The sequence below is a fragment of the Limnohabitans sp. JirII-31 genome (assembly GCF_002778315.1).
Taxonomy (GTDB): domain Bacteria; phylum Pseudomonadota; class Gammaproteobacteria; order Burkholderiales; family Burkholderiaceae_C; genus Limnohabitans.
In genome coordinates this window covers 12,592-38,042 of sequence record NZ_NESA01000008.1, presented here as the reverse complement: position 1 = coordinate 38,042, position 25,451 = coordinate 12,592, and the positions used below count along the sequence as shown (strand labels likewise).

Here is a 25,451-nt window from a genome sequence, read left to right as displayed (position 1 = left end):
GTGAAGGAGGACAGAAAAATCAGCGACCCGACGACGCGGGGCTGACCGGTGCCGAGGCGGCAGGTATGGGGGATGGGGCGTTGGGTGTTGCATTGCCGCCAGGCAATTGGCGGCGCACGATGTCGGGCAAGGTGGCGCGTTGTTGAAACTCGGGGTCATTGGGCAGTTGCAGCGGCCCTTTTTGACCGCACGCCGCCATCAACACCACAGCGCTTGCATAGACGGCCACACGGCCACCAAGGGCACTGGCCCTGACTAGAATCTTTTGCTCAATACCCATGGCGCAAATTGTAATGACCGATCTTGAATTCTTGGACCACGCTGAACAACTCCTGCGCGCGGTGGAGCTGGCGTGTGACCGCATCAACGATGAGAGCGATGCCGACATCGACAACCAGCGTACCGGCGGCATGATCACACTGACCTTTGCCAACCGCAGCCAAATCATCATCAACCTGCAAAAGCCTCTGCACGAAGTGTGGTTGGCCGCGCGCTCAGGGGGTTATCACTTTCGCTTTGACGGCCAGCAATGGGCCGACACCAAAGGACAAGGTGAGTTTTTTCAGCGTTTGACGCAAGACGCCACCACCCAATCGGGCATGACGCTCGTTTTCACGGCTTAAGACGACGGGGCTTGTGGCGTGAGGTCTCGCGCCAGGGCGGCGCGAAGCCCCTTAGTTTTTGAACAAATCGAGGATGCGTTTTTTCTCGTCATTGGCAGGCAACTCGCTGGGCGCTGACCGGCCCTCCAGCCCCAAGCTGCTCACACCGCCGCCACGGCTGTATTCGCTGTAGAACCATTCGCCGCCTTCATGGGTGAGGCCAGCAGGTGGCGTGGGCTCTGTGATGGGCACGTTTTGCAGGGCGTGCTGCATGTAGCTGATCCACACCGGCAAGCTCAAGCCACCACCTGTTTCGCGGTCACCCAGTTTGCGCGGGGTGTCGTAGCCAATCCACGTCACCGCCGTGAGGGTCGGTTGATAGCCTGCGAACCAGGCGTCCATCGAGTCGTTGGTGGTGCCTGTCTTGCCGTAAATGTCAGGGCGCTTCAAAGTGGCTTGGGCGCGCGCGGCGGTGCCTGAGCGGGTGACCTCTTGCAACAAGCTGGTCATGACAAACGCGTTGCGCGCATCGATGCCACGCACGGACTCGTCCAACTCGGGGGGCGTGAATTCAGACAACACCTTGCCTGTTTGGTCGGTGACTTTGGTGATCAGATAAGGGTTGATGCGGTAGCCGCCATTGGCAAACACCGAATAGCCCGTGGCCATTTGCATGGGGGTGACCGAGCCCGCGCCCAAGGCCATGGTCAGGTAGGGTGGGTGCTTGTCGGCTTCAAAGCCAAAGTGGGTAATCCACTGCTGCGCGTTTTGTGCGCCCACGGCTTGCAGCACGCGAATCGAGATCATGTTCTTCGACTTGGCCAAGCCTTTGCGCAAGGTCATGGGGCCATCGAATGTGCCGTCGTAGTTTTTGGGCTCCCACGGTTGGCCACCGGTCACGCTGGCGTCAAAAAACAGCGGCGCATCGTTGACCACAGTGGCGGGTGTGAAGCCTTTTTCCAAGGCCGCAGAGTAAATGAAGGGCTTGAAGCTGGAGCCCGGTTGGCGCCAGGCTTGGGTCACGTGGTTGAACTTGTTTTTGTCAAAGTCAAAGCCGCCCACCAGCGCGTGGATGGCCCCATCGCGAGGGTCCACCGACACGAATGCGCCCTCCACCTCGGGCAGTTGGGTGATCTCCCACGCCCCTTTGGCGGTCTTGGTGACGCGAATCAGCGCACCTGGGCGCAAACGGATGTTGGGCGGTGCTTTGTCAGACAAGCCCGACTGCACAGGTTGCAAGCCTTCGCCAGTGATCTCTAGCACCTCGCTGTTTTGGCGCACAGCACGCACTTTTTTCGGTCCGGCTTCCAGTACCACGGCGGCCAGCAAGTCGCCCTTGTCGCCTTGCTCAATCAAGGCGTCGTCGATCGCATCTTCTTGTTCTGCGGGGGTGCTGGGCAAGGTGATGAATTTCTCGGGACCACGGTAGTGCTGGCGGCGCTCGTAATCCATGATGCCGCGGCGCAGTGCGTAGTAAGCCGCTTGCTGGTCGCTGGCGCGGATGGTGGTGTACACGTTCAGACCACGGGTGTAAATCTCGGGGCCGTACTGCGCAAACATCAGTTGGCGCGCCATCTCGGCCACGTACTCGGCGTGGGTGTTGAGGCTGCTGGTGGCCGTGCGAATTTTCAACTCTTCTTGCTTGGCGGCAACGGCTTCTGCTTTGCTGATGAAGCCATGCTCTTCCATGCGCTCAATGATGTAGAGCTGGCGTGAACGTGCCCGCTTGGGGTTGGCGATCGGGTTGTAGGCCGACGGCGCTTTGGGCAAACCCGCCAACATGGCGGCTTCCGCGATGGTGATGTTTTTCAGGGGCTTGCCAAAGTACGCCTCAGAGGCCGCCGCAAAACCATAGGCGCGGTTGCCCAAATAAATTTGGTTCAGGTAGATCTCAAAAATCTGGTCCTTGCTGAGCATGTGCTCCAGCTTGGTGGTCAGCAAGATTTCGTAAATTTTGCGGGTGAAGGTTTTTTCCGACGACAGGTACACATTGCGTGCCACCTGCATGGTGATGGTGGAAGCGCCTTGGCTTTTGGCACGTCCCAAGTTGGCCAAGCTCGCGCGCAGCAAGCCGATGTAGTCCACGCCACCGTGTTGGTAAAAGCGGGCGTCTTCAATGGCCAATACCGCGTCTTTCATGACCTTGGGAATGTCTTTGAACGGCGTGAGGTTGCGGCGCTCTTCGCCAAACTCACCGATCTGTGTGCCCTCGACCGAGTACACGCGCATGGACAGTTTGGGGCGGTAGTCCGACAGATCAGACACATCCGGCAGTTGCGGGTAGGCCATGGCCAGGGCTAGCCCCACCAACAAGGCCACCATCAGCAAACCTGCAGCGGCAATGCCGAAGGCCCACAGCAACAATTGGCCAGCCAGTGAGCGGGGCGCTGCGGGGGCAGCGGCTTGTTCTTTCGAACTTTCAGGGGGGTGCTTGTGGGCCATAAGTAGAGGGGATTATAAAAACCGTGCTGTGATCACAAAATCCCTGAGTGGGGCACGCGCGTAGCCTACACCTTTGGTGCTCAAAATCCTGCGACTTTGACCCGCCCAGGAGATTTCATGCACCTGCCTCTGTGGTTTTTGCCACGCCGCCCACAGCGCCAATGCGTGGCCGGTTTGGCCTTCGGTGTGGATGGGGCTTGGGTGGTGGTCCTGGAAGGAAGCTTGGAGGCCGCGCAGCATTGCTGTTGTGTTGAACCGCTGGTGTTGCCCGACGGGCTGGTGCAGGGTGCGTATGTGATGGATCCATTGGCCCTGGGTCAGTGGCTCCAGGTTTGGTTCAGCGATCATGGCTGGCAGCCCCAAGGTGTGTGTTTGGCGCTGGATGACACCTGGCTCACGCGGCAAACAGTGACCTTGTCTGCGCAGTTGTCTGACCGCGATGTGGCGTTCCAGTTGGCTGCCGAGTTGGCACACACCCAAAACGTCGATCCTGCGCAAGTCTGCTGGACTTACCAAGTGGTGACACCCGCAGGGCCTGACGCGAGCGCTGCCCAGGTGTCTTACGCGCTGGGCTTTTTGGCGCCGGACCCGGTGGCACGTTTGCAAGCCATGGCCAAGGCGGCAAGGGTGCGGGCTTGGGTCGTCGAGCCCCGATCCGAGGCCACCCAACGTGCGCAGGTGCATCCCATGGCACAGGGTTGGATGGGTGAGGCCGCATCGCCCTCGGCCCACGTGGCGTTAGGTTTGGCGCTGGCGGCTTGGGCAGAAACAGGATTGAATTTTTTACCCCACCGCCGCTGGGCACGGCAACGCCGCCAGCGTGCGTGGGCTCAGCAATGGGTGGGGGTGATGGGGGTCAGTGCTGTGTTGAGCTTGGTGCTGACGGCAGCGCTTCGTGCCGCCACGCAGGCGCAACAACACCTGCTGCGTGACCCAGCCACACTGACGCAGGCTCTGGCCGATGCCCGCAGCACCCAGCAAAATGTTGCGCTGGCGCAGCGGCAATTGGACGCACAGCGCCAGTGGCTCCAAACCCAGCAACGCCAGCAGCAGCAAACCCTCGAGTGGCATGCGGCCTTGGGTCATGCAGGCACCTCGTTGCGGGTGACGCATGTGCAACAACAAGATGCCCATTGGGTGGTTCAAGGCGAAGCCCCAGAGGTTGCGCACGTTCAGCAGTGGTTGGAACAACTGACGGCCTTGTCTGTGTGGCAACGTGCGCCCGAGCTGCACCAATTGCAGTTCATGCGCTCAACCTCAGGCGCAGGTGCATGGGTCTGGCACTTTCGCATCGAAGCTGATTTGAAAGGTGCCCACTGATGTTGGAGGCCCTTCAGCTTTGGTCTGGTGCGTGGCGTCAGTTGTGGGCTTGGCATTGCGCCCACCCCAAAGCGTCGTGGCTGGCCGCCGTGTGCTTGGGCGCTGCGTGGGTGTCGCCTTGGACGGTGCTGACACTGCAAACATGGGGGGACGTTCAAGAAGCGCGCGATCAACAGGCGGCGCAACAACATGACTTGGAGCAGTTGGCGAAAAACAATGCGCAGCAGCAGGACGGCATGGCCGTCACGCCTGGGTTCAACGTGGTGCCAGACGGTGTGACCCGCTTGAGCGAGGGCGCGCGTGAACAGCACTTGCAACTGTCTGCGCTGAGCGTTGGCAAGCCGGTGCGTGTGCTACGCACAAACAACGTGGCGTGGCAACAACTCCCAGTGACTTTTGCCCTGCATGGGGCGTGGACAGACTGGCTTGCTTGGGTGTCGCGCTGGCCGGATGTGTTGCCAGGCGCAAGCCTGTCTGTGCTCGACCTCAAGGTGCGCCCAGACGGTGCTGTCAGCGCGCAACTGTCGATGGCCTTGCCCCAACGGTTGAGCGCCACGTTGTCCGCCAGCCCGCTCCCACAGGCACAGCAGCATCCAAGTTTTGCGCCTTGGATGGCCACGGAGCTGAACCGGCCGCGTCAACCTCTGGAGGGGTTTGCGCGCGAGCACTTGCGCTACATCGGCCACATTGCCCAGGCGGGACGCATGCTGGCGGTGGTACGCGTGGTCGAGCCTGGGCAGACCACGCAAACCCAAGTCCACACGGTGGCTGTGGGCGCCTACCTCGGACAAGACTTTGGCCGGGTGGAGGCGATGGATGCCCAGCAACTGCGCGTGCGAGAACTGGTGCGTGACGCCAGCGGCACTTGGCAAACCCGCTCGGTGAGTTTGCCTTTCATGGAGACCTTGCCTTGACCTACACACTGTGTTCACGTTGCCGTGTCCTCTTGCACTGTGCGTGCTTGAGTGTGTGCGCTTGGTTCTTGCTTTTGCCTTCAGCCAAGGCGCAAGACCCCGCACCTGCGTACAGCGGCCAGCCCATGTCGATGAATTTTCAAACCATCGAGGTGCGCACCGCTTTGCAAATCGTGGCCGACTTCACCGGGCTCAACATCGTCACCTCTGACAGTGTCACGGGCTCCTTGACCTTGCGCTTGCAGCAAGTGCCCTGGGACCAAGTGCTTGACATCATCACCCAAGCCAAAGGCCTGAGCCAGCGCCGTCAGGGCAATGTGATTTGGGTGGCACCCCGCGCCGAGGTGGCTGCGCGTGACAAGCTGGAGTTTGAAAGCCGCCTTGCTCTGCAAAACCTAGAGCCCTTGCAGACCCGCAGCTTTGTGCTCAATTACGCCAAGGCGGTCGATGTGGTGGCTCAAATTCAAGGCACAGGCCCTGCTCCTATGCCGTCTTCATTTGCAGGCTGGGGCAGCAACACGGGCAGCAACAGTTTTGCCAATCCCGCGTTCAGTGCGGCGGCGCTGGGTGGTGCGACCAGCAACGCCGCGCGCATCTTGAGCGTGCGTGGCAGCGCCATGGCCGAGCCACGCACCAACCAATTGTTTGTCACTGACATTCCCACACGCTTGGACCAGGTGGCCGAGATGATCGCCAAGATGGATGTGCCGCTACGCCAGGTGATGATTGAGGCGCGCATTGTGCAAGCCTCTGACACCTTTGGCCAAACCTTGGGCGTGCGTTTGGGTAGCTTGGGGCAAGTCGGCTCTCAAACCGTGGTGGGCCCGACCAGCACCAATGCCTTGGCCAACGCCAACCCCACCGCCTTGCAAGGCACCAGCTTCAACATCGCCGACAAAGCCCTCAACACCACGGGGCAGTTCGTCAACTTGCCAGCCGCTGCGATCAATGGCTTTGATTCGGCCAGCTTTGCGGTGTCGATCTTCAATGCGTCCAAAAACAAGTTTTTGAATTTAGAGCTGTCTGCTTTAGAGGCCGATGGCAAAGGCAAGGTGGTGTCGAGCCCGCGCGTGGTCACCGCAGACCAAACCAAAGCCATCATCGAGCAAGGCACCGAATTGCCCTACCAAGTGGCTGCGGCCAGTGGTGCCACCTCGATTGCTTTTCGCAAGGCCAACCTCAAGCTGGAGGTCACGCCGCAAATCACCCCTGAAGGCGGCATTGTGCTGGACCTCGACATTCACAAAGACAGTGTGGGGCAGTCCACCTCCGCAGGCTTTGCGATTGACACCAAGCACGTGACCACCCAGGTCCGCGTGGACAACGGTGGCACGGTGATGATTGGTGGCATTTACGAGAGCAGCGAACAAGATGACGAGTACAAGGTGCCGTTCTTTGGTGATTTGCCGGTGCTGGGCTATCTGTTCAAAAACCGCCGCCGCAGCACCTCCAAGCAAGAGTTGCTGGTGTTCATAACCCCTAAAATGCTCGACCAAAGTGCATCCGCACGTTAAGAAAGCACACCTTGTTGGTTTTGGTTGGTCTGCCAGGGTCTGGCAAATCTACCGTGGGGCGACAACTTGCCCGACGGCTCAATATCCCTTTCGTTGATTCGGATCATGCGATTGAGCAGCGCCTGGGCTGCTCGATTCGCGATTTTTTCGAGCGCGAAGGGGAAGACCGATTTCGTGACGTTGAGGCTGAGGTGCTCGACGAGTTGAGCCAGCGTCCACGTGGCGTGCTCTCCACCGGTGGTGGGTCTGTGTTGCGCCCTGAAAACCGCGAGCGTTTGCGTCAACGCGGTCAGGTGTTTTATTTGCGCTCTAGCCCCGAAGAAGTGTTTCGCCGCTTGCGCCATGATCAAAACCGCCCGCTGCTGCAAGTGGCCGACCCACTTGGGCGCTTGCGCGAGTTGTTCGCCATGCGCGATCCGCTGTACCGCGAAGCCTCGCATTACGTGATTGAAACCGGGCGACCCACCGTGGCCTCGTTGGTCAACATGATCGTGTCGCAGCTGGAGCTGGCAGGCCAGCTCGACGCGGTCACGGCACCCCCGCCGTCTTCTTCTGTTGCTTGAAATTTCAAAGGCGTCTGCCATGTCTGCTTCTCCCCTCTCTCCTGTGTCTGTGTCGATTGATTTGGGCGAGCGCAGCTACCCCATCCTGATTGGCCCGCAACTGCTTGATGAGCCTAGCACCTGGGCTGATTTGCCACGGGCCAGCAGCGCCGTGATCGTCACCAACGACATCGTGGGGCCGCTCTATGTGGCGCGCTTGCAAGCGGCTTTGGCAGGTCAGTACCCGCACATCCACACCGTGGTGCTGCCCGATGGGGAAAGCCACAAAGACTGGCCAACGCTGAACCAAATTTTTGACCTGTTGCTGGCCCAAGGTTGCGACCGCAAAACCGTTCTGTTTGCCTTGGGCGGCGGTGTGGTGGGCGACATGACGGGGTTTGCTGCCGCCTGTTACATGCGCGGTGTGCCTTTTGTGCAAGTGCCCACCACCTTGCTGGCCCAGGTGGACTCGTCGGTTGGAGGCAAAACTGCCATCAACCATCCGCTGGGCAAGAACATGGTGGGTGCCTTCTACCAACCCCAGCGCGTGGTGTGCGATTTGGACACCCTGCAAACTTTGCCCGCACGCGAGATGAGCGCAGGCTTGGCCGAGATCATCAAGTACGGCCCGATTGCCGACATGGCATTCCTCGACTGGATCGACGCCCACCTCGATGCCCTGATGGCACGTGACCCGAAAGCACTGGCCCACGCCGTGCAACGCAGCTGTGAAATCAAGGCCTGGGTGGTGGGGCAGGACGAACGCGAGTCGGGCCTGCGCGCCATCCTCAACTTTGGCCACACCTTTGGCCACGCCATCGAAGCGGGTTTGGGCTTTGGGGTCTGGTTGCATGGCGAGGCTGTGGGCTGTGGCATGGTGATGGCGGCGCATTTGTCGCAACGCTTGGGGCTGGTCGATGCGGCGTTTGTCAGCCGTTTTACCGCCTTGTTGGCACGTGCCGGTTTGCCCACGGTGGGCCCACAACTGGGCGTCGAGACTTACCTGCACCACATGCGGGTGGACAAAAAAGCCGAGGCCGGCGACATCCGCTTTGTGCTGCTCAACCAGCCTGGCAGCGCGGTGGTACGCGGTGCACCTGACGACGTGGTGGCCGAGGTTATCACCGCATGCTGCCAGGGATGAACACCTCGTCTCTCGCCGTGTTTGCCTGCGATCCGGCGCAATCGCGCGGACGCCGACACACCGAAGTCGAAGCGCACCTGCTCGCGCCCAACGTGCGCAACCCGCACCAACGCGACCGCGACCGCATCGTCCACTCCACCGCATTTCGGCGCTTGGTCTACAAGACCCAGGTGTTCTTGAACCACGAAGGCGATTTGTTTCGCACCCGCATGACGCACTCGCTGGAGGTGGCGCAACTGGGGCGCTCCATGGCACGCGCCTTGCGTTTGAACGAAGACTTGGTCGAGGCCGTGGCCTTGGCCCATGACCTGGGCCACACACCGTTTGGCCATGCCGGCCAAGACGCGCTCAACGAATGCATGGCGCCCTATGGCGGCTTTGAGCACAACCTGCAAAGCCTGCGTGTGGTGGATGAACTCGAAGAGCGCTATCCGGCCTTCAACGGCTTGAACCTGAGCTTTGAAACCCGCGAAGGCATCTTGAAGCACTGCGCGCGGCGCAACGCCGAGTTGATCGAGGCGCAAGAGCCTGACGGTGTGGCCACCCGTTTTTTGAACGGCACGCAACCCAGCCTGGAAGCCCAACTGTGCAATCTGGCCGACGAGATTGCCTACAACGCGCACGACATCGACGACGGCGTGCGCTCAGGGCTGCTGACTTTGGAGCAAATGCACGAGGTGCCGCTGTTCGCACGCTACTGCGAACAGACCTTGGCCGAATACCCGCAACTGCAAGGTCGCCGTGTGCTGTACGAAACCATCCGCCGCATGCTCAGCGATCAGGTGTATGACGTTGTGGCCGCCACCCAGGCTGCGCTGGCGCAGCACGCCCCGGCCAGTGCCGATGTGGCGCGTGCCTGCCCACCGCTGATGCAGTTCAGCGACGAGATGCGGGCACAGTCCAAGGCGCTGAAGTCGTTTTTGTTTCGTAATCTCTACCGTCACCCGCAGGTGATGCAGACCACCGACTGGGCTCGTGGCGTGGTGCGCGAGTTGTTTGCCGCCTACTTGGCCAAGCCCCACGAAATGCCTGCTGCTTACGCCCAGCGCCCGGACGTGCCGCGTGCTGTGGCCGACTACCTGTCGGGCATGACTGACCGTTTTGCCACCCGCGAACACACACGCTTGACCACATGACCTCCACTCGTTCTTGGATTCACCCGTCCTGGCTGGTGGTGCTCGCTGGGGTGTGCGCGGCCTTGCATGTGGGCAAAATTCCGCCCGCGTTGCCGGTGCTGCAAGCGGCTTTGTCGTTGAGCCTGGTGCAAGCAGGCTTTTTGCTCTCGATGGTGCAACTGGCTGGCATGACGCTCGGCTTGGTGGTGGGCTTGAGTGTGGACAGCGTCGGCTTGCGCCGCAGCATGTTGGCAGGTTTGGGGCTGCTCACGCTGGCCAGTGCCTTGGGTGGTTTTGCCACGGGCATCGACGCCTTGCTGGTCTTGCGTGCGATGGAGGGTTTTGGCTTTTTGTGGGTGGTCATGCCTGCGCCTGCTTTGATTCGCCGCTGTGTGTCGGCGGCTCAGCTCAACGCTCGCATGGGTCAGTGGAGTGCTTACATGCCCTTGGGCACCGCCACCGCTTTGTTGGTGGGCTCGTGGGTGCTGTCGGTGTGGCGCTGGCCCGTCTGGTGGTGGTGCCTGAGCGGTGTGTCGGCCCTGGCGTGGTGGATGGTGTGGACCGGCATTGCGCCCGATGTACCCCGTGCACCCTCTGCCCGAGTGGCCGCGAGCGAGGGTTGGCGACAACGTCTGCGCCAGACCTTGCGCGCACGCGGCCCTTGGTTGTTGTCGCTCACCTTTGGCGTCTATGCCGCGCAGTGGTTGGCGGTGATTGGCTTCTTGCCCACGGTCTATGCGGGCTTGGGTGTGGCCGAGGGTTTGTCGGGTTTGCTCACGGCGGGTGTGGCCCTGGCCAATATGGGTGGCAACTTGGCGTCGGGGCGCTTGTTGCAACGTGGTTGGCGTGGGCGTCAGTTGTTGTTCATTGGTTTTGGCAGCATGGCCTTGGGGGCTGTCGGCGCGTTTGGCGAATGGCAGGGTTGGGGCTTGCCCATGGCCGGGCGCTATGTGTCGGTCATCTTGCTGTCGGCGGTCGGCGGCTTGATCCCCGGCACCTTGTTTGCGCTGGCCATGCGCTTGGCACCGAGCCCTGACACGCTGTCGACCACCGTGGGGTGGATGCAGCAGTGGTCGGCCACCGGGCAGTTCTTTGGCCCGCCTTTGGTGGCCTGGGTGGCGGCCAGTGTGGGCGGTTGGGAATGGACCTGGGCGGTCACGGGCAGTTGTTGCCTGGTGGGCATGGGCTTGGCCGTGGCCATTGACCGAGCCTTGCGCGCCGTACCGTCCCGTGCCTGATGGAGCACTGCCATGACCGACACCGAACGCACCGCCATTGAAGACACCCAAACTTGGTTGATGCAAGCCGTGGTGGGTTTGAACCTGTGCCCATTTGCCAAAGCCGTCGTGGTGAAAGACAGGGTGCGTTACCGCGTGTGCACCTCGGCCGAGCCTGCCGACTTGTTGGCCATGCTGCGCGACGAGTTACAACACCTGGCTGAGGCAGACCCGCAACAACTCGACACCACCTTGCTGATTGCGCCCCATGCCTTGCCTGACTTTTTGGACTTCAACGACTTCTTGGGCGACTGCGACGCTGTGTTGCAAGACCTGGCGTTAGACGGCGTGCTGCAAGTGGCCGACTTTCACCCGCGCTACCAATTTGGCGGTGTGCCAGAGGACGACATCAGCAACTTCACCAACCGCACGCCGTACCCCACGCTGCACTTGTTGCGCGAGTCGAGCATCGACAAGGCAGTGGCGGCCTACCCGGATGCGTCGCTCATCTTTGAGCGCAACATCGAGGTGTTGAACACGCTGGGGCATGAGGGGTGGCAGGCGTTGGGGGTGAGGGCGCGGGTGGCTAGGTAGCTGCTGTGGTGTGTCAAGGGCTAGCCCGGATATTTCACGCTATTCCAATATGGGGGCGGCTGATGCATTTTCGAGCCCGTGCAGGAGTAGACGTGGTCCAGCGATGGGCTTTGCGGATCAAGTGTGGTGACGCCGCTGCATTTGGACGCGAAGGCCTCCACCCCGGCTTGGGTTGCGGGTCAGTTTTGTGTCGATGCGTGGGCCAGGCGCTGATTTCTATCTCAGGGAGAGCGCAACATCGCGATCGGAACTGCCTCGCGTCAGGGATCTGTCGGTTCAACGTGGACGCCGGATAACTTGGGCGTTAGCCCGTAGAAAGAGCAATGGCGCGCTTCGGAAACGCTCGTAGGAGCTTCTTGTCCATGGTGACCAATTTCGTGTCGAGCTTCATCGCAAGGGCAATGAATTCGCAGTCGTATGCGGAGCAGTCACTGTCGCGCACGAGTTCAAGAACAGCAACAGATTCAAGCTCGAACTCCGCGCCCTCAAGCAGGCTCTCCGCTTCTCGTTGGAGACTGTTCGCCTGTTCAAAGGTGATGGCTTTGCGTCGCATGTATCCCGCCAGAATGTTGCGGAACTCGCTGCGCCAGAGAATGGGCGCAGCCCAGTCCGAATCATGCTCAAGTAGCGCTTCGGCGGCGGCTGTGTACTCACCAGGCAAATACAAATACGCCAACACGTTGGAATCGACCACGATCATGGGCGGTCCTCGCGCTTTGCGGCATCAATGTCACGCGCGCGGAATTTGCCGGCGGCTAAGGTTGCCCGTAATTCCCGTGCACGGGCAATGCGTTCGCTGGGCATCATCTTTGTCGGCATCAGTACCGACTCTAGGCACACGATAGCCTCACTGTTCAGGCTCCGGCGGTGCATTTCTGCTGCAAGCTTGAGGCGGTCATACACGGCTTCAGGAATATTCTTCAGTGTCAAAGTGGTGGGCACAGCACTCTCCATCCATAATGAAACCATTATGGTTCCACTTGACGGCCTCGATCAAGGTGTTGCGGGCGCACTGTCGGGAGTAAATGGAAAATAACCATGTATTTTCTCTGTCGAATAGATAAAATACATGGGTGTATCAACGCCAATCCCAGCAAAAACTCATTCAACTCTTGCAGCAGTTTCCTGCCGTAGGCTTGCTTGGGCCGCGTCAGGTGGGCAAAACCACGTTGGCTTTTGCCCAGAAGGCGCTGTATCCAGATGCGCTCTATTTGGATCTTGAGCTGCCTTCCGCACAGAGGCAGTTGGATGACACCGAAGCCTTCTTAATGGCACATGCGCAGCAGTTGGTCATTTTGGATGAGGTGCAACGCATGCCCGAGTTGTTTGGTGTTTTGCGTGGTGTGATTGATCAGCGTCGCCGCATGGGTCAAGCCAGCGGGCAGTTCTTGTTGTTGGGTTCGGCCACTGGGGTGTTGTTGCAACAGTCCAGTGAAAGCTTGGCTGGTCGCGTGGCCTATGTGGAACTGCCGCCGCTTCAAGCGACCGAAATTTTCACGGGCACTCACAGCGTGGCAGACCTCAATGCATTGTGGGTGCGTGGCGGTTTTCCTTTGTCATGGTTGGCGAAAACCGATGCAGACAGCATGACCTGGCGCGAGGTGTTCATTGCCACCTATTTGGAAAAAGACATTCCTGCCCTCGGCCCCCGCATACCCGCCACCACCTTGCGGCGTTTGTGGACCATGCTGGCGCACCACCAAGGCGAGTTGTTGGATCAGTCCAAGTTGGCCGCTGCGTTGGCAATCAGTGGTCAGACCGTAAGCCGGTACATCGACTTGCTGTGCGACTTGATGCTGGTGCGCCGCCTGCCCGCATGGCATGGCAATGTGGGCAAGCGTTTGATTCGCGCGCCTAAGGTCTATGTGCGCGACAGTGGCTTGGTGCATGCCTTGTTGGGTTTATCGAGTCTCGATGCTGTGCTGGGACACCCCGTGGCGGGCTCAAGCTGGGAGGGGTTTGTGGTGGAGCAGTTGATCAACGCAGCGTCGCAAGCCGAGGCCAGCTTTTACCGCACCAGCAACGGCGCCGAGGTGGACTTGGTGCTGACATTTCGAAATCAAGAAACATGGACGATTGAAATCAAACGCTCCAGTGCGCCCAGCGTGTCTAGAGGCTTTTATCAAGCTGCCACAGACTTAGGGGCAGCACGCAAATTGTTGGTGGCGCCTGTTGCGCAAACTTACCCCATGAAAGAGGGCATTGAAGTGGTGGATGTGATGACCGCCATCCGCTGGGTGACCGAACAAAATCAAAGCAATCGTTAAAAGTAATATGTCCAAACACAAACCAGCCGCAGCCCCCAAACCGCTCGACCTCGACCTGCGTCCCGGCCAATCCATTGAGTTGCTCAAAGAGCTGCACATCCTCACGCGGGACGGCAAGCTCAACCAAGATTCGCGCCGCAAACTGAAACAGGTCTACCACCTGTTTCAATTCATCGACAAGCTGTTGAAAGAACTGCCAGCGAGCGAGGCGGGACCCACCTTGGCGGACCACGGGGCAGGCAAGTCGTATTTAGGTTTCATCATTTACGACCTGTTTTTCAAGGCGCTGGGGCGGGGCCACATTTACGGCATTGAAACTCGGGCTGAATTGGTGGCCTCCTCTCAGGCGCTGGCGCAGCGTTTGGGGTTTGAGCGCATGCAGTTTCTCAACCTCAGTGTGGCCGAGTCGGCGCACAGTGATGCGCTGCCCGCGCACATCGATGTGGTCACTGCGCTGCACGCCTGCGACACCGCCACTGACGACGCCATTGCGTTTGGCCTGCAAAAGACAGCCCAGTACATGGTGCTGGTGCCTTGCTGCCAGGCCGAGCTGGCGCGCGTGCTCAACCAGCACAAAGCCCTGAACTTGCAGCGCACACCCTTGGCGGAGCTGTGGCGTCATCCGTTGCACACCCGCGAGATGGGCAGCCAACTCACCAACGTGTTGCGCTGCTTGTACTTGGAGGCGCAGGGCTACCAAGTCACCGTCACCGAGCTGGTGGGTTGGGAGCACAGCATGAAAAACGAACTCATCCTGGCCAAGTACACTGGCCAGAAAAAACGCAGTTCTGCGGAGCGTTTGCAGTCCCTGTTGGAAGAATTTGGCTTGCAAGAACTGGCTCAGACACGCTTCAAAATTTAATGGGGGTCAGATCCCAATTAACATGGCGTCATGGCTCGCCTTCCCCGTCTCACTGTTACCGGCTATCCGCATCACGTCATCTTGCGTGGCAACAACCGGCAAGATATTTTCAAAGCCACCGCCGATTACCAGCGCATGCTTGATTTGTTGGCTGAGCACAGCAAAGTGCAGGGTGTGGACATTCATGCTTATGTGCTGATGAGCAACCACCTGCACCTGCTGGTCACGCCCCAACTAGACCAAGCTTTGCCCAAGATGATGCAAGCGGTGGGCCGCAGCTATGTGCAGGTGTTCAACAAAGTCCATGGCCGCACGGGCACGCTGTGGGAAGGGCGTTACCGCTCCACGCTGATTCAAACCGACCGTTATTTGCTGGCTTGCATGGTCTACATCGACCTCAACCCTGTGCGAGCCCACATGGTTGCGCAGCCCGAAGACTATGTGTGGTCCAGCCATCGGCATTACATCGGCCAGCGTAGCGATCGTTTGGTCACGCCCCATGCCCTTTACTGGGCGTTGGGCAACACCCCATTTGCCCGCGAGGCGGCGTACGCCGAATTGGTGCAAGCCGGTATCAGCACGGACCAACAGGGTGCATTGACCGATGCCACGCTCAGTGGTTGGGCGCTGGGTGACGACCGCTTCAAGGCCAGTTTGCAGGTACAAACAGAACGCCGTTTGAGCAAAACCAAGGCGGGACGGCCTTTTTCCAAGGGCGATAAACCTGTCCCCAATTAATTTCTTGTCGTTTCGGTGCGTCAATTAATTGGGTTCTGACCCCAATTAATTTGCTTGGCATAAATGGTGCAGTGCAGTATCCTCTCACCCCCGCTGAATATTTAGAGGAACGCGCCATGACCACGGCTGCCCAAAAAGCACAACTGCAACATCAGGGTTTGTACGACCCTTCGAACGAACATGACGCCTGCGGCGTGGGTTTTGTGGCCCACATCAAAGGGGTCAAGAGTCACGCCATCGTGGGCCAGGCTTTGAAGATTCTGGAAAACCTGGACCACCGGGGTGCGGTGGGCGCAGATGCCTTGATGGGCGACGGCGCAGGCATCTTGATTCAGCTGCCCGATGCGCTGTACCGGGAAGAGATGGCCAAACAAGGCGTGACCTTGCCGACCATGGGCGAATACGGTGTGGGCATGGTGTTCTTGCCCAAAGAGCATGCATCCCGTCTGGCCTGTGAGCAAGAGTTGGAGCGTGCGGTGTTGGCCGAAGGCCAGGTGCTGCTGGGCTGGCGCGATGTGCCCGTCAACCTTGAAATGCCCATGTCGCCCACGGTGCGTGCCAAAGAGCCGATCATGCGTCAAATCTTCATTGGTCGCGGCAACAACGTGATCGTGCAAGACGCTCTGGAACGCAAGCTGTATGTGATTCGCAAAACCGCCAGCGCTGCCATTCAGAACCTGAACCTCAAGCACAGCAAAGAATATTACGTGCCCAGCATGTCCAGCCGCACGGTCATCTACAAGGGCTTGCTGTTGGCCGATCAGGTGGGCACGTATTTCAAAGACTTGTCTGACGAACGCTGCGTCTCGGCCTTGGGCCTGGTGCACCAACGTTTCTCAACCAACACCTTCCCTGAGTGGCCGCTGGCTCACCCGTATCGCTATGTGGCGCACAACGGCGAGATCAACACGGTCAAAGGCAACTACAACTGGATGAAGGCACGCGAAGGCGTGATGTCGTCACCCGTGTTGGGCGACGACTTGAAAAAGCTCTACCCCATCAGCTTTGCCGACCAATCGGACACCGCCACGTTTGACAACTGTTTGGAGTTGTTGACGATGTCGGGCTACCCCATCAGCCAGGCCGTGATGATGATGATTCCCGAACCTTGGGAACAGCACACCACCATGGACGAGCGTCGCAAAGCGTTTTACGAATACCACGCCGCGATGTTGGAGCCCTGGGATGGTCCGGCTTCTATCGTGTTCACCGATGGTCGCCAGATTGGCGCTACGCTGGACCGCAACGGCTTGCGTCCATCGCGTTACTGCATCACCGATGACGACATGGTGATCATGGGCTCAGAATCCGGCGTGTTGCCCGTGGCCGAAAGCAAGATCGTGCGCAAGTGGCGTTTGCAACCCGGCAAGATGTTCCTGATCGATTTGGAACAAGGCCGCATGATCGACGACGAAGAGCTCAAAGCGGGCTTGACCAACACCAAACCTTACAAGCAGTGGATCGAGAACGTCCGCATCCGCTTGGACGATGTGGAGCATCCGGTGGCCGGTGAGGGCAGTCAAGAGTTGCCTGTGGACGCTTCCGAGCCCCATGGTGTGGGCCTGGAAGATGCCAGCCCCGAACTGTTGGATTTGCAGCAAGCGTTTGGCTACACGCAAGAAGACATCAAGTTCTTGATGGCCCCCATGGCCATCAATGGCGAAGAGGGCATTGGCTCGATGGGCAACGACAGCCCCTTGGCTGTTTTGTCTAGCAAAAACAAACCGCTCTACAACTACTTCAAACAGTTGTTTGCTCAGGTGACCAACCCGCCAATCGATCCGATCCGCGAAGCCATCGTCATGTCCTTGGTGTCTTTCATTGGACCCAAGCCCAACCTGCTTGACATCAACCAAGTCAACCCGCCCATGCGTTTGGAAGTGAGCCAGCCGGTGCTCGACTTCACCGACATGGCCAAGTTGCGCGACATTGAGCGACACACCCAAGGCAAGTTCAAGAGCGCAACCCTCAACATCGCCTACCCCTTGGCTTGGGGTCATGACGGTGTGGAAGCCAAATTGGCGTCCTTGTGTGCCGAAGCGGTGGATGCGATCAAAGGTGGCAAAAACATTTTGATCATCAGCGACCGTGGCGTGAGCGCCACCCAGGTGGCCATCCCCGCCGTGTTGGCACTGTCTGCCATTCACCAGCACTTGGTGCGTGAAGGTTTGCGCACCACCGCTGGCTTGGTAGTGGAGACGGGCAGCGCCCGTGAGGTGCATCACTTTGCTGTGTTGGCCGGTTATGGTGCCGAAGCCGTGCATCCCTACCTCGCCATGCAAACCTTGGCTGCCATGCACAAAGACTTGCCAGCCGATTTGTCGACCGACAAAGCGATTTACAACTACGTCAAAGCCATTGGCAAAGGTCTGTCCAAGATCATGTCCAAAATGGGTGTGTCGACTTACATGTCCTATTGCGGCGCACAGCTGTTTGAAGCCATTGGCATCAACACCGAAACCGTCAACAAGTACTTCACCGGCACGCCCAGCCGCGTGGAGGGCATTGGCATTTTTGAAATGGCAGAAGAAGCCATCCGCATGCACAAAGCCGCGTTTGGTGACAGCCCCATCTTGGCCAACATGCTCGACACCGGTGGCGAATACGCTTGGCGTGCCCGCGGCGAAGAACACATGTGGACGCCTGATGCGATTGCCAAGTTGCAGCACAGCACGCGCTCGAACAACTTCAACACGTACAAAGAGTACGCCCAGATCGTCAACGACCAGAACAAACGCCACCTGACCTTGCGTGGTTTGTTTGAGTTCAAGATCGACCCAGCCAAAGCCATTTCGGTGGACGAGGTTGAACCTGCCACCGAGATCGTCAAACGCTTTGCCACGGGTGCCATGTCTTTGGGCTCGATCAGCACTGAAGCCCATGCCACCCTGGCTGTGGCGATGAACCGCATCGGGGGAAAAAGCAACACTGGCGAAGGCGGTGAAGACCCTGCGCGTTACCGCAACGAACTCAAAGGCATCCCCATCAAACTGGGCGAGACCTTGAAGAGCGTGATCGGTGACGATGTGGTGGAAGTCGACATGCCGCTGCAAGCGGGCGACAGCCTGCGCTCGCGCATCAAGCAAGTGGCCTCGGGACGCTTTGGTGTCACCGCCGAATACCTGTCGTCGTCAGATCAAATTCAGATCAAGATGGCCCAAGGCGCCAAGCCGGGTGAAGGCGGTCAGCTGCCAGGTGCCAAAGTGTCTGAGTACATCGGCAAGCTGCGCTACAGCGTGCCAGGCGTAGGCTTGATTTCGCCCCCGCCGCACCACGACATTTACTCCATCGAAGACTTGGCTCAGCTGATCCACGACTTGAAAAACGTGGCACCGCATGCCGACATCAGCGTCAAGTTGGTGTCTGAAATTGGTGTGGGCACCATCGCCGCAGGCGTAGCCAAGTGCAAGGCCGATCACGTGGTGATCGCCGGGCACGACGGTGGCACGGGCGCATCGCCTTGGTCGTCCATCAAACACGCAGGCAGCCCATGGGAAATCGGTTTGGCCGAAACCCAACAAACCTTGGTGCTCAACGGTTTGCGCGGTCGTATCCGTGTGCAAGCCGACGGTCAAATGAAGACCGGTCGTGATGTGGCCGTGGGTGCTTTGTTGGGTGCTGACGAGTTTGGCTTTGCCACCGCACCGCTGGTGGTGGAAGGCTGCATCATGATGCGCAAGTGCCACCTGAACACCTGCCCGGTGGGCGTGGCCACACAAGACCCCGAGTTGCGCAAGAAGTTCACGGGCAAGCCCGAGCATGTGGTGAATTACTTCTTCTTCATCGCCGAAGAAGTGCGCCAGATCATGGCCCAACTGGGTATCCGCAAGTTCGACGACATGATTGGCCGTGCCGATTTGCTCGACATGCGCCAAGGCATCGAGCACTGGAAAGCCAGTGGCCTGGACTTCAGCCGTTTGCTGGCCGTGCCGCAAGTGGGTGCCGATGTGCCGCGTTTGCATGTGTCCACCCAAGACCACGGTTTGGAAAAAGCACTCGACCAAAAACTGATCGAGAAATCCAAGCCTGCCATCGAGCGTGGCGAAAAAGTGCAGTTCATGGACGTGACTCGCAACGTCAACCGTTCGGTCGGTGCCATGCTGTCTGGCGCGGTGACCAAGGTGCACCCAGAAGGTTTGCCGGACGACTCGATCCGCATCCAACTCGAAGGCACGGGCGGTCAATCGTTCGGCGCGTTCTTGTGCAACGGCATCACCTTGTACCTGATTGGTGACGCCAACGACTACACCGGCAAAGGTTTGTCGGGTGGTCGTGTGGTGGTTCGCCCGAGCCTCGATTTCCGAGGCGAAGCGGTCAACAACATCATCGTGGGCAACACCGTGATGATTGGAGCCACACGCGGCGAAGCCTTCTTCGCTGGCGTTGCCGGCGAGCGCTTTGCAGTCCGTCTGTCGGGCGCCACCGCGGTGGTGGAAGGCACGGGCGACCACGGGTGCGAATACATGACCGGTGGCACCGTGGCTGTGCTGGGCAAAACGGGACGCAACTTTGCGGCTGGTATGAGCGGTGGCGTGGCCTATGTGTACGACGAAGACGGTCAGTTCAGCAAACGCTGCAACACGGCCATGGTGTCTTTGGAAAAGGTGCTGACCGCTGCTGAGCAAGAAGCCGCTTTGCCACGTGCCATTTGGCACCGTGACCAAACCGACGAAGCCCAGCTCAAAAAGCTGCTTGAAGACCACCACCGCTGGACCGGCTCCAAGCGTGCCCGCGACTTGCTGGACACCTGGGCTGAGTCACGTGGCAAGTTCGTCAAAGTCTTCCCCAACGAATACAAGCGTGCCTTGGGCGAGCTTCATGCTGCCAAGGAAGTGAAGGCATCCGTAGCCAAGGCTAAAAAAGCCGTTGCCGCCAAATAGGACTAGTTATGAAGGTGGTGAAGTTAAAAACATTTAGCCTTAAACAACATTCGATATTGAATGAGGCGTGGCTCCAGAAGGCCATTACTGACGATCCTGCCTTGCTTGGACTTGGGGATCTGGTTGTTCGTGATAAAGAACGAGTTCAGCCTAGTGGTGGTCGAATAGATTTGGTATTGCAAGACTCTGAATCTGGTACTCGTTATGAAGTTGAAATTCAACTAGGCACTACAGACGAAACACATATTGTTAGAACAATTGAGTATTGGGATATCGAGCGTACTCGTTATCCTCAATACGATCACAAGGCAGTTCTTATTGCTGAAAATGTTACATCGCGATTTTTAAACGTACTTCGTTTATTCAACGGAGTGGTTCCGTTGATCGTGCTGCAACTTAGTGCGATAGAGACTGTGGATGGAATCGGCTTGCATTTCACACGGGTGCTAGATGAAATGCCGCGTGGACTAGTTGATGAGGATGAGGCTGTTTACGAACCAGCAACACTTCAAGATTGGGAAAGAATTGGAACACCGCAAACAGTACAGCTAGCTCGTGATCTTTTGGCGCTGTGCAAACCGCTTGACGCCTCGTTGGAGTTGAAACCAAACAAGCATTACATCGGTCTTCAGAGGCAAGGTGTTGCATTTAACTTTGTTACGTTCCGCCCACAAAAAGTAGGCATCAAAATTTCTCTCAAAATGCCCCGAACTGAAGAGGTTGATCGACAACTGGAGGAATCGGGCCTTGAGCTTTTGGAGTATGCACGCTCAGGCGCTTACCGAATCAAGATCGGACGCGAAGGAATTGCTTCGCATGGAGATCTGTTAAGCGAGCTTCTCAAACAGGCTTTCAACAGCCGTAGTTAAACGAAAGACATATCATGGGAAAAGTCACCGGCTTCATGGAAATTGAGCGCATCGAAGAGGGCTACAAGCCCGTGCCTGAGCGCCTGAAGCATTACAAAGAGTTCGTCATCGGCTTGGATGACAAACAAGCCAAAGACCAAAGCGCGCGTTGCATGGACTGCGGCACGCCGTTTTGCAACAACGGTTGCCCGGTCAACAACATCATTCCGGATTTCAACGACTTGGTGTACCAGGGCGATTGGAAAAACGCGATTGAGGTGCTGCACAGCACCAACAACTTCCCCGAGTTCACTGGCCGCATTTGCCCCGCACCTTGCGAGGCAGCGTGCACCTTGAACGTCAATGGCGACGCAGTGGGCATCAAGTCCATCGAGCACGCCATCATTGACAAAGCTTGGGCCGAAGGCTGGGTCACGCCCCAAGCGCCTAAGCACAAGACTGGCAAAAAAGTGGCCGTGGTGGGCTCTGGCCCCGCAGGCATGGCCGCTGCACAGCAGTTGGCACGCGTGGGCCACGACGTGACCTTGTTCGAAAAGAACGACCGCATCGGTGGTTTGCTGCGCTATGGCATTCCAGACTTCAAGATGGAAAAGTCACACATCGACCGCCGTGCCAAACAGCTCGAAGCCGAAGGCGTGACCATCCGCACCGGCGTGATGGTGGGTGAGTTGCCCAAAGGTTCCAAAGTCACCAATTGGGCGGTCGAGACCATCAGCCCCGAGCAGCTCAAGAAAGACTTCGACGCGGTGCTCTTGACGGGTGGTTCCGAGCAGTCACGCGATTTGCCCGCCCCGGGCCGTGACTTGGCAGGCATTCATTTCGCGATGGAGTTCTTGCCCCAGCAAAACAAGGTCAATGCAGGCGACAAGTTGAAAGACCAGTTGCGCGCCGATGGCAAACACGTGGTGGTGATCGGTGGTGGCGATACGGGCAGCGATTGCGTGGGCACCAGCACACGCCACGGCGCCGCAGGTGTGGTGCAGTTCGAAGTCATGCCCATGCCACCCGAGCAAGAGAACAAGCCTCTGGTTTGGCCTTATTGGCCCCTGAAGCTGCGCACCAGCTCCAGCCACGACGAGAGCGCTGAAAAAGGCTTGCTCAAACGCGAGTTTGCGATTTCGACCAAAGAGTTTGTGGGCGAAAACGGCCAAGTCACGGGTGTCAAAACCGTTCGCGTCGAATGGAAAGACGGCAAGATGGTCGAAGTGGCAGGCAGCGAAGAAATCATCAAGGCAGACCTCGTGCTGCTGGCCATGGGTTTTGTCAATCCTGTTGCCACCGTGCTCGACGCCTTTGGCGTGGACAAAGATGCACGTGGCAATGCCAAGGCCAGCACCGAAGTGACGGGGGGTTATGCCACCAGCGTTCCCAAGGTGTTTGCAGCGGGCGACATTCGCCGTGGTCAATCTTTGGTGGTGTGGGCTATTCGCGAAGGCCGTCAGGCCGCACGCTCGGTGGATGAGTTCTTGATGGGCGCAAGCGACTTGCCCCGTTGACCAATACCCATCTTTACAAGTCTTTAACGACTTGGTTTTAAAATTGCAAAAGCCGGCACTCACCGGCTTTTGTTTTCTATGACCTCCACCCCAACTACCCCCACCGACTCATCCGCTTTGGTCGAACTGCGCGACATCCGCTTTGGCTATGGCGAGCGCGTCATCTTGGATGGCATCAGCCTGACCGTGCCACGTGGCAAGGTCACGGCCTTGATGGGCGCTTCAGGTGGCGGCAAAACCACGGTCTTGCGCCTCATCGGCGGGCAGTACCGCGCCCAGTCGGGCAGCTTGACATTTGACGGCCAAGAAATCTCCACCCTCGACCAAGCGGGCTTGTATGCCGTGCGCCGTCGCATGGGCATGCTGTTTCAGTTTGGCGCTTTGTTCACCGACTTGAGCGTGTTTGACAACGTGGCGTTTCCCTTGCGTGAGCACACCGACTTGAGCGAATCCATGGTGCGCGACATTGTGCTGATGAAGCTCGAAGCCGTGGGCTTGCGCGGTGCGCGCGATCTGATGCCGTCTGAGGTGTCGGGTGGCATGGCACGTCGTGTCGCCTTAGCCCGTGCCATGGCCTTGGACCCGCAGCTGGTGATGTATGACGAGCCTTTTGCGGGCTTGGACCCGATTTCCTTAGGCACCGCTGCGCGTTTGATTCGCCAGCTCAACGACACCTTGGGGTTGACCAGTGTCATCGTGTCGCACGACTTGGACGAGACCTTCCACATTGCCGATCAGGTGATCGTGCTGGCCAACGGCAAGATCGCGGCACAGGGCACGCCCGACGAAGTGCGTCACAGCACCGACCCCTTGGTGCATCAGTTTGTCAGCGCAGCGCCTGAAGGGCCGGTGCGCTTTCATTACCCCGGCCCCTCCGTGGCGCAAGATTTTGGCGTGGGAGGTTCGCTATGAAGTTCATCGCCAATGTCGGCTTCGCCATTCGCAGCTACTTGGCCGACTTGGGGCAGGGCACACGTTTGTTCGTGCGCTTGGTCAGCTTGTTTGGCGACAACATGCGCCGCTTTGGCTTGGTGCGTGACCAAATCCATTTCTTGGGCAACTACTCGCTGGCCATCATTGCCGTGTCGGGTTTGTTTGTGGGCTTTGTGCTCAGCTTGCAGGGCTACTACACCTTGCAGCGCTATGGCTCGTCCGAGGCACTGGGCTTGCTGGTGGCCCTGAGCCTAGTGCGCGAGTTGGGCCCGGTGGTCAGTGCCTTGTTGTTCGCGGGCCGTGCCGGTACTTCGTTGACGGCCGAGATCGGCCTGATGAAAGCGGGCGAACAACTCAGCGCCATGGACTTGATGGCCGTGGATCCGGTGCGTCGCATTTTGGGTCCGCGCTTTTGGGGCGGCATCATCACCATGCCTTTGCTGGCGGCTGTGTTCAGCGCCGTGGGCGTGCTGGGTGGCTGGATGGTCGGCGTGCTCATGATCGGTGTCGACGCAGGGTCGTTTTGGAGTCAGATGCAAGGCGGTGTTGACGTTTGGAAAGACGTGGGCAACGGCGTGGTGAAAAGTTTTGTCTTTGGTGTCACCGTGACCTTTGTGGCGTTGCTGCAAGGCTACGAAGCGCAGCCCACGCCCGAGGGCGTGTCGCGTGCAACCACCCGCACGGTGGTGGTGGCTTCTTTGGCGGTGTTGGCGTTGGACTTTGTTCTGACCGCCATGATGTTCAGTATTTAAATTCGAGGCGACGCAATGCAACGCTCTAAAAATGATCTGTGGGTGGGTTTGTTTGTCCTGTTGGGGGCGGCAGCTATTTTGTTTTTGGCTCTCAAGTCGGCCAATTTGTTGAGCCTGAATTTTCAGTCCACCTACGCGGTGACAGCGCGTTTTGACAACATCGGTGGGCTGAAGCGCCAAGCCGCTGTCAAAAGCTCAGGCGTGGTGGTGGGGCGGGTGGAGTCGGTCACGTTTGACGACAAAACCTTTCAAGCCACAGTGACCATGGCCATGGAGAGTCGCTACAAATTTCCCAAAGACAGTTCTTTGAAAATTTTGACCAGCGGTTTGCTGGGCGAGCAATACATTGGCATTGAAGCCGGCTCTGAGGCCGAGAACTTGGCCAATGGCGACCGCATCCAGTCCACCCAATCTGCGGTGGTGCTGGAGAACCTGATCAGCCAATTCCTCTACAACAAAGCGGCCGACCCGGCCCCGGCCCAAGGTACCGCCAAATGAGCGTGCGTTCTGTCAAGCATTGGGCACGCGCACTGGTGTGTGCCAGTGCGCTGGTGTTTCTGGGCGGCTGTGCCACAGGCCCTAACGCCAATCCGAAAGACCCGCTGGAGCCGATGAACCGCAGCATCACGCGTTTCAACGACAGCCTGGATGACAACGTGCTCAAGCCCGTCGCCACCGGCTACCGTGATGTCACGCCAGAGCTGGTACAAAAAGGCGTGCGCAATGTGTTCAACAACTTGTCGGACATGTGGTCAACCGTCAACAGTGGCTTGCAGCTCAAGGGGCGTGACACCGCCGAGTCGTTCATGCGCGTGGTGGTGAACACTGTGTTTGGTGTTTACGGCATCTTTGACGTGGCGACCGAGATCAAGTTGCAACGGCATCTGGAAGACTTTGGTCAAACCTTGGGTTACTGGGGTGTTCCGAATGGTCCGTACTTGGTGTTGCCATTGCTGGGCCCATCCACCGTGCGTGACACGGCGGGCTTGCCGTTTGACACATCGGCGGATGCGGTTCGTCAGGTAGAACATATTCCTACCCGCAACAGCGCGATGGCTCTACGCATTGTTGAAAAACGCGCCAGTTTGTTGAATGCAGGCAATTTGCTGGAAGAAGCTTCGTTGGACAAATACAGCTTCACGCGTGATGCGTATTTGCAATACCGTCGTTCGCAAATTTACGATGGCAACCCGCCCGACGAGGATGAGCCCGACTACAGCGCGGAACCCCCGGCGTCAGCCAAATAACGC

General features: G+C 58.6%; 23 protein-coding genes. 19 read left to right on the top strand and 4 right to left on the bottom strand.

The window, feature by feature from the left end; all coding sequences use genetic code 11:
• Nucleotides 1–19 precede the first annotated feature (19 nt).
• The gene (locus tag B9Z41_RS11045; RefSeq protein ID WP_100147134.1) at nucleotides 20–280 is read right to left on the bottom strand and encodes a lipoprotein; all 261 of its coding nucleotides are present in this window, start codon (nucleotides 278–280) and stop codon (nucleotides 20–22) included.
• Nucleotides 281–293: 13 nt separating this feature from the next.
• On the opposite strand from B9Z41_RS11045, the gene cyaY reads away from it, so the two are divergent.
• Complete coding sequence (gene cyaY, locus B9Z41_RS11040; RefSeq protein WP_100147246.1) at nucleotides 294–623, top strand: iron donor protein CyaY; 330 nt, start codon at nucleotides 294–296, stop codon at nucleotides 621–623.
• 51 nt (nucleotides 624–674) lie between these two features.
• Here cyaY and B9Z41_RS11035 read toward each other — a convergent pair whose 3' ends face one another.
• Nucleotides 675–3,044 (bottom strand): penicillin-binding protein 1A, encoded by a 2,370-nt coding sequence (locus B9Z41_RS11035; RefSeq protein ID WP_100147133.1) that lies wholly within the window; start codon nucleotides 3,042–3,044, stop codon nucleotides 675–677.
• Nucleotides 3,045–3,161: 117 nt separating this feature from the next.
• Here B9Z41_RS11035 and B9Z41_RS11030 point away from each other — a divergent pair, with 117 nt between their 5' ends.
• From B9Z41_RS11030 to B9Z41_RS10995, 8 genes are all read left to right on the top strand, one after another.
• Nucleotides 3,162–4,364, top strand: coding sequence for a hypothetical protein (locus B9Z41_RS11030; RefSeq protein ID WP_100147132.1), 1,203 nt, complete (start codon nucleotides 3,162–3,164; stop codon nucleotides 4,362–4,364).
• Nucleotides 4,364–5,278 (top strand): pilus assembly protein PilP, encoded by a 915-nt coding sequence (locus B9Z41_RS11025; RefSeq protein ID WP_100147131.1) that lies wholly within the window; start codon nucleotides 4,364–4,366, stop codon nucleotides 5,276–5,278. Before B9Z41_RS11030 ends, B9Z41_RS11025 begins: the two co-directional genes overlap by 1 nt.
• Nucleotides 5,279–5,346: 68 nt before the next feature.
• A complete protein-coding gene (locus tag B9Z41_RS11020) occupies nucleotides 5,347–6,792 on the top strand; it encodes a type IV pilus secretin PilQ (RefSeq protein ID WP_369823324.1) in 1,446 nt (481 codons plus the stop codon).
• 11 nt (nucleotides 6,793–6,803) lie between these two features.
• Nucleotides 6,804–7,355 carry a shikimate kinase gene (locus B9Z41_RS11015; protein ID WP_100147130.1) on the top strand — a complete coding sequence of 184 codons (552 nt, stop codon included), beginning with the start codon at nucleotides 6,804–6,806 and terminating at the stop codon, nucleotides 7,353–7,355.
• 19 nt (nucleotides 7,356–7,374) lie between these two features.
• Complete coding sequence (gene aroB / locus B9Z41_RS11010) at nucleotides 7,375–8,478, top strand: 3-dehydroquinate synthase (RefSeq protein WP_100147129.1); 1,104 nt, start codon at nucleotides 7,375–7,377, stop codon at nucleotides 8,476–8,478.
• A complete protein-coding gene (locus tag B9Z41_RS11005; RefSeq protein ID WP_100147128.1) occupies nucleotides 8,475–9,614 on the top strand; it encodes a deoxyguanosinetriphosphate triphosphohydrolase in 1,140 nt (379 codons plus the stop codon). Before aroB ends, B9Z41_RS11005 begins: the two co-directional genes overlap by 4 nt.
• Nucleotides 9,611–10,831: a CynX/NimT family MFS transporter gene (locus B9Z41_RS11000; RefSeq protein ID WP_100147127.1), complete on the top strand. Its 1,221-nt coding sequence runs from the start codon at nucleotides 9,611–9,613 to the stop codon at nucleotides 10,829–10,831. Before B9Z41_RS11005 ends, B9Z41_RS11000 begins: the two co-directional genes overlap by 4 nt.
• 12 nt (nucleotides 10,832–10,843) lie before the next feature.
• Complete coding sequence (locus B9Z41_RS10995; RefSeq protein WP_100147126.1) at nucleotides 10,844–11,404, top strand: DUF1415 domain-containing protein; 561 nt, start codon at nucleotides 10,844–10,846, stop codon at nucleotides 11,402–11,404.
• Nucleotides 11,405–11,708: 304 nt separating this feature from the next.
• Here B9Z41_RS10995 and B9Z41_RS10990 read toward each other — a convergent pair whose 3' ends face one another.
• Both B9Z41_RS10990 and B9Z41_RS10985 read right to left on the bottom strand, forming a co-directional pair.
• Nucleotides 11,709–12,104: a type II toxin-antitoxin system VapC family toxin gene (locus B9Z41_RS10990; protein WP_100147125.1), complete on the bottom strand. Its 396-nt coding sequence runs from the start codon at nucleotides 12,102–12,104 to the stop codon at nucleotides 11,709–11,711.
• The gene (locus B9Z41_RS10985) at nucleotides 12,101–12,346 is read right to left on the bottom strand and encodes an Arc family DNA-binding protein (RefSeq protein ID WP_100147244.1); all 246 of its coding nucleotides are present in this window, start codon (nucleotides 12,344–12,346) and stop codon (nucleotides 12,101–12,103) included. The genes B9Z41_RS10990 and B9Z41_RS10985 overlap by 4 nt, the downstream gene beginning before the upstream one ends.
• Before the next feature lie 170 nt (nucleotides 12,347–12,516).
• Between B9Z41_RS10985 and B9Z41_RS10980 the strand changes: the two genes are divergently transcribed.
• The 10 genes from B9Z41_RS10980 to B9Z41_RS10935 all read left to right on the top strand — a co-directional run bounded on the left by B9Z41_RS10980 (nucleotide 12,517) and on the right by B9Z41_RS10935 (nucleotide 25,448).
• Nucleotides 12,517–13,671: an ATP-binding protein gene (locus B9Z41_RS10980; protein ID WP_233202641.1), complete on the top strand. Its 1,155-nt coding sequence runs from the start codon at nucleotides 12,517–12,519 to the stop codon at nucleotides 13,669–13,671.
• 7 nt (nucleotides 13,672–13,678) lie between these two features.
• The gene (locus B9Z41_RS10975) at nucleotides 13,679–14,533 is read left to right on the top strand and encodes an SAM-dependent methyltransferase (RefSeq protein ID WP_100147123.1); all 855 of its coding nucleotides are present in this window, start codon (nucleotides 13,679–13,681) and stop codon (nucleotides 14,531–14,533) included.
• Between the two features lie 30 nt (nucleotides 14,534–14,563).
• Nucleotides 14,564–15,271: a transposase gene (locus B9Z41_RS10970; protein ID WP_100147122.1), complete on the top strand. Its 708-nt coding sequence runs from the start codon at nucleotides 14,564–14,566 to the stop codon at nucleotides 15,269–15,271.
• 116 nt (nucleotides 15,272–15,387) lie between these two features.
• A complete protein-coding gene (locus B9Z41_RS10965; protein WP_100147121.1) occupies nucleotides 15,388–20,151 on the top strand; it encodes a glutamate synthase-related protein in 4,764 nt (1,587 codons plus the stop codon).
• 8 nt (nucleotides 20,152–20,159) lie between these two features.
• Nucleotides 20,160–21,020: a hypothetical protein gene (locus B9Z41_RS10960; RefSeq protein WP_100147120.1), complete on the top strand. Its 861-nt coding sequence runs from the start codon at nucleotides 20,160–20,162 to the stop codon at nucleotides 21,018–21,020.
• 14 nt (nucleotides 21,021–21,034) lie between these two features.
• On the top strand, nucleotides 21,035–22,516 hold the full coding sequence (locus tag B9Z41_RS10955; protein WP_100147119.1) for a glutamate synthase subunit beta: 1,482 nt from the start codon (nucleotides 21,035–21,037) through the stop codon (nucleotides 22,514–22,516).
• A gap of 78 nt (nucleotides 22,517–22,594) precedes the next feature.
• Entirely contained in the window at nucleotides 22,595–23,428 is an 834-nt protein-coding gene (locus B9Z41_RS10950) for an ABC transporter ATP-binding protein (protein ID WP_100147118.1), read from the top strand.
• Nucleotides 23,425–24,201 (top strand): lipid asymmetry maintenance ABC transporter permease subunit MlaE, encoded by a 777-nt coding sequence (gene mlaE / locus B9Z41_RS10945; protein ID WP_100147117.1) that lies wholly within the window; start codon nucleotides 23,425–23,427, stop codon nucleotides 24,199–24,201. The genes B9Z41_RS10950 and mlaE overlap by 4 nt, the downstream gene beginning before the upstream one ends.
• Before the next feature lie 15 nt (nucleotides 24,202–24,216).
• Nucleotides 24,217–24,699, top strand: coding sequence for an outer membrane lipid asymmetry maintenance protein MlaD (mlaD, locus tag B9Z41_RS10940; RefSeq protein ID WP_100147116.1), 483 nt, complete (start codon nucleotides 24,217–24,219; stop codon nucleotides 24,697–24,699).
• The gene (locus tag B9Z41_RS10935; RefSeq protein ID WP_100147115.1) at nucleotides 24,696–25,448 is read left to right on the top strand and encodes a VacJ family lipoprotein; all 753 of its coding nucleotides are present in this window, start codon (nucleotides 24,696–24,698) and stop codon (nucleotides 25,446–25,448) included. Before mlaD ends, B9Z41_RS10935 begins: the two co-directional genes overlap by 4 nt.
• The last annotated feature ends 3 nt before the right edge of the window (nucleotides 25,449–25,451 follow it).

Coding starts and splice junctions, on each gene's coding strand:
- B9Z41_RS11000 (WP_100147127.1), top strand. CDS start 9,611: ATGACCTCCACTCGTTCTTGGATTCACCCGTCCTGGCTGGTGGTGCTC.
- B9Z41_RS11025 (WP_100147131.1), top strand. CDS start 4,364: ATGTTGGAGGCCCTTCAGCTTTGGTCTGGTGCGTGGCGTCAGTTGTGG.
- B9Z41_RS11030 (WP_100147132.1), top strand. CDS start 3,162: ATGCACCTGCCTCTGTGGTTTTTGCCACGCCGCCCACAGCGCCAATGC.
- B9Z41_RS11035 (WP_100147133.1), bottom strand. CDS start 3,044: ATGGCCCACAAGCACCCCCCTGAAAGTTCGAAAGAACAAGCCGCTGCC.
- B9Z41_RS10970 (WP_100147122.1), top strand. CDS start 14,564: ATGGCTCGCCTTCCCCGTCTCACTGTTACCGGCTATCCGCATCACGTC.
- B9Z41_RS10965 (WP_100147121.1), top strand. CDS start 15,388: ATGACCACGGCTGCCCAAAAAGCACAACTGCAACATCAGGGTTTGTAC.
- B9Z41_RS10950 (WP_100147118.1), top strand. CDS start 22,595: ATGACCTCCACCCCAACTACCCCCACCGACTCATCCGCTTTGGTCGAA.
- mlaD (WP_100147116.1), top strand. CDS start 24,217: ATGCAACGCTCTAAAAATGATCTGTGGGTGGGTTTGTTTGTCCTGTTG.
- cyaY (WP_100147246.1), top strand. CDS start 294: ATGACCGATCTTGAATTCTTGGACCACGCTGAACAACTCCTGCGCGCG.
- B9Z41_RS11045 (WP_100147134.1), bottom strand. CDS start 280: ATGGGTATTGAGCAAAAGATTCTAGTCAGGGCCAGTGCCCTTGGTGGC.
- B9Z41_RS10955 (WP_100147119.1), top strand. CDS start 21,035: ATGGGAAAAGTCACCGGCTTCATGGAAATTGAGCGCATCGAAGAGGGC.
- B9Z41_RS10960 (WP_100147120.1), top strand. CDS start 20,160: ATGAAGGTGGTGAAGTTAAAAACATTTAGCCTTAAACAACATTCGATA.
- B9Z41_RS11005 (WP_100147128.1), top strand. CDS start 8,475: ATGAACACCTCGTCTCTCGCCGTGTTTGCCTGCGATCCGGCGCAATCG.
- B9Z41_RS10975 (WP_100147123.1), top strand. CDS start 13,679: ATGTCCAAACACAAACCAGCCGCAGCCCCCAAACCGCTCGACCTCGAC.
- B9Z41_RS10995 (WP_100147126.1), top strand. CDS start 10,844: ATGACCGACACCGAACGCACCGCCATTGAAGACACCCAAACTTGGTTG.
- B9Z41_RS10935 (WP_100147115.1), top strand. CDS start 24,696: ATGAGCGTGCGTTCTGTCAAGCATTGGGCACGCGCACTGGTGTGTGCC.
- mlaE (WP_100147117.1), top strand. CDS start 23,425: ATGAAGTTCATCGCCAATGTCGGCTTCGCCATTCGCAGCTACTTGGCC.
- aroB (WP_100147129.1), top strand. CDS start 7,375: ATGTCTGCTTCTCCCCTCTCTCCTGTGTCTGTGTCGATTGATTTGGGC.
- B9Z41_RS10990 (WP_100147125.1), bottom strand. CDS start 12,104: ATGATCGTGGTCGATTCCAACGTGTTGGCGTATTTGTATTTGCCTGGT.